The organism is Flammeovirga sp. OC4, assembly GCF_000812565.1.
Classification (GTDB): Bacteria; Bacteroidota; Bacteroidia; order Cytophagales; family Flammeovirgaceae; genus Flammeovirga.
In genome coordinates this window covers 1-2830 of the sequence record NZ_JTAM01000129.1, presented here as the reverse complement: position 1 = coordinate 2830, position 2830 = coordinate 1, and the positions used below count along the sequence as shown (strand labels likewise).

Annotated in this window: 3 protein-coding genes; all 3 read left to right on the top strand. The window is 35.4% G+C overall.

The features are described from left to right. Nucleotides 1–119: 119 nt before the first annotated feature. The 3 genes from PL77_RS29330 to PL77_RS29320 all read left to right on the top strand — a co-directional run bounded on the left by PL77_RS29330 (nucleotide 120) and on the right by PL77_RS29320 (nucleotide 2614). Nucleotides 120–500 carry a DUF2255 family protein gene (locus PL77_RS29330; RefSeq protein ID WP_044213445.1) on the top strand — a complete coding sequence of 127 codons (381 nt, stop codon included), beginning with the start codon at nucleotides 120–122 and terminating at the stop codon, nucleotides 498–500. Between the two features lie 69 nt (nucleotides 501–569). Continuing rightward, nucleotides 570–1610, top strand: a complete 1041-nt coding sequence (locus PL77_RS29325) for an alpha/beta hydrolase (protein WP_216595956.1) — start codon at nucleotides 570–572, stop codon at nucleotides 1608–1610. A 77-nt stretch (nucleotides 1611–1687) separates the two neighbouring features. Next, nucleotides 1688–2614, top strand: a complete 927-nt coding sequence (locus tag PL77_RS29320) for an AraC family transcriptional regulator (RefSeq protein ID WP_044213444.1) — start codon at nucleotides 1688–1690, stop codon at nucleotides 2612–2614. Nucleotides 2615–2830: the final 216 nt, after the last annotated feature.

Sequence of the window (2830 nt, the reverse complement as noted above, 5' to 3'; positions counted from 1 at the left end):
GACGATAATTTAGTTTACAATGTACTTACGTAAATGTGTAAGCCTTCAACGAAAATGTTTAAGTCAAATATGTCCCCTTCTCCTGACCTTTGTATTAGTAATAATTCAAAAAAGAAATTATGACAATACAAGAGATCACAGAACTGATCAATGCAGATAACGTGCATCAAATTAGATCAGGTAATAAGCATCGCTTTATTGACATTACAATTGTAGAAGCCGAAGGAAGGTTCTTTGTACGTCAATACAAGTTTGGAAAAAAAAGTTGGTATCATGCTTTTCAGCAATCACCTAATGGAGAGATCAAATATGGTGATACCATCATCCCTATCATCGGGAAAACTCCAGCGGATCTAGAGGATATCAATCCAAAAATTAATAAAGCCTATAAAAAGAAATTGGGAATAATTTACCCAATAATGAAGCTAGGTTTTAATACTCAAAAACATGAAGCTTCTACGCTGGAGCTTATTCCAAATCTCAACAACGAAAAAGTGTAAGTCTTCTACTAAAATGTTTAAGTATTTAGGTCGCTTTAATTATGACCTTTGTAACAGAGAATAAGAGTTATGAAAACTATTATTAAATCAATCATGAGCCTGATGCTGATTACAGGCTTAACACTAAATGTATCAGCACAAAAACAAATCAAAAACAACTTAAAAAATACGAAAATGGAAAATTTAAAAGCAGGAAAAAACAAAGTAACATTTACATCATTTGGAGTACAGTTAGCTGGAGATTTATACCTTCCCGAAGGTTTTGACCTGAATAAAAAGTATAAGGCCATTGTAGGAGCAAGTCCATTCCCACAAGTAAAAGAGCAAATTCCTGCCACTTATGGCCCTGAAATGGCAGCAAGAGGATTTATCTATTTAGGATTTGACTATTTAGGTATGGGAGACTCGCCAGCATTACCTGGAGAGCATAAGCAATCTAGATATACGTTTAGATTAATAGAAAATACTTGGGATGCTGTTTCTTATTTAGGATCACTACCTTTTGTAGATGAGATTTATGGACTTGGTGTTTGTCAAGGTGGATCAACAATCGCTTCTGCAGCAGTGACTGATCATAGAATAAAGAAAATCGCGATGGTTTCTGGTATGATGGCAGCAGATGGTTTCCAATGGTCTAATAAAGAAATGGTGATGGGACAAATTGCCGCAGCAAATGCCTCAATGCAAAAGCAGTATGAAACAGGTGAGCCTGATTATGTCGCGCCGTTTGGACTTGATGACGAGATGACAAAAGAGGAATATGTAGCCATCGCTGGACCTATGGGAAGTGAGACGTATGATTACTATGGTAAAACAGGGGTAAGAGGTGTTGACGCTGTAGAAAACTACACAAACATGCATATTGGAGACCAATCCATGCAATCACTATTCTCCATTGGAGAAGCCTATGCAGACAAAATCATACAGCCCTCTATTGTAATCTATAGTACAAAATCCTACACTAATGTATGTTCAACACAATTTATTGAAAAGCTAACGTGTGAGCATGAAGTTTTAGCGTTAGACAACTTTACTCATGTTGATTTCTATTACAAGCCAGAGGCAGTAAAAGTATCAGCGGATGCAGTAGCAGAGTTCTTCAGTAAATAATAAAAAAACAATAGATATTCCGCAGTGGTGTAAAAACGACTGCGGAATTTTCCTTTTTTCGTAACTTTAGGAATAAGATGAAAACATTAGAATTTAAATCGATATCAGACTTTCATGCACAAAATAGTTTTCCTCCACCAGAAAACCCTTTGTTTAGTGTAATCAATCATACTCAAGGGGTAAATGATAGCACAGAGTGTGAGGACAATTCAGAGGAAGAGGTTAAAGTGATCAGTGATTTCTATTCAATTACTCTAAAGAATATTGTTTCAGGAGAGATTGCCTATGGAAGGACTAAATATGATTGCAAGGACGGGACTTTGCTTTGTACTGCTCCAAATCAGACGTTGATTTTTAAAGGAGTGGTATTTAGTGCTGAAGCCTACCACATTTGTTTTCATAAAGATTATTTCTCAGGTACCCCACTTTACGATACAATCAAGAAGTACAACTACTTCAACTATCAAGTCAATGAAGCACTTCATCTGTCTCCAAAAGAAGAAGAAATTATCAAATCAATTTATAGAAACATTGAGGCTGAATACCACAATAACCAAGACGAATTCAGCAAAGAATTAATCCTATCTCATCTGGAGACCATGTTAAAATATATTGACAGGTTCTACAAACGTCAATTCCTTAATCGTCAAGAACTAAATCAGGTGTTGTTTACACGTTTTACAAACATTCTTAATGCTTACTCTGAGGCTGGACAGTTGCAGGAAAAGGGAATTCCTACTGTTGATTGGTTGGCGGAACAACTGGATGTTAGTCATCGATATATGAGTGATACGATTAAAGCAGAAACGGGAAAAACTGCCGTAGATCAGATTAATCTTTATTTGATTGGTGAAGCGAAAAGCCTGTTACTTGCTCCAAATGCGTCTATTTCTAAGACGGCTTATGAGTTAGGGTTTGAGTATCCTCAATACTTTTCGAGATTGTTTAAAAAGAAGGTGGGAGTGAGTCCTAAAGAGTATATTGAACAGGCGCAAATGAACTAAAATGAACAAATAAATGTATCCAATGATTTTGCTTTCCCTTCATCAGTAAAAATACTTTACCATTTTTTGATTTGTAATACAATAACATATAAATTGTCAAAGCTTTCAACAATCAAATAGCAAACTATTTTTCACGGATAATTGGAAGCACTTTTTATTAATAGATATACGCCACTAGGTCACATTATTGGTATAAAGTGAATGTGGTTATTATCG

What these genes read in the sequence shown, in the direction of transcription:
- PL77_RS29320 (WP_044213444.1), top strand. Translation starts at nt 1,688, where the DNA reads ATGAAAACATTAGAATTTAAATCGATATCAGACTTTCATGCACAAAAT.
- PL77_RS29330 (WP_044213445.1), top strand. Translation starts at nt 120, where the DNA reads ATGACAATACAAGAGATCACAGAACTGATCAATGCAGATAACGTGCAT.
- PL77_RS29325 (WP_216595956.1), top strand. Translation starts at nt 570, where the DNA reads ATGAAAACTATTATTAAATCAATCATGAGCCTGATGCTGATTACAGGC.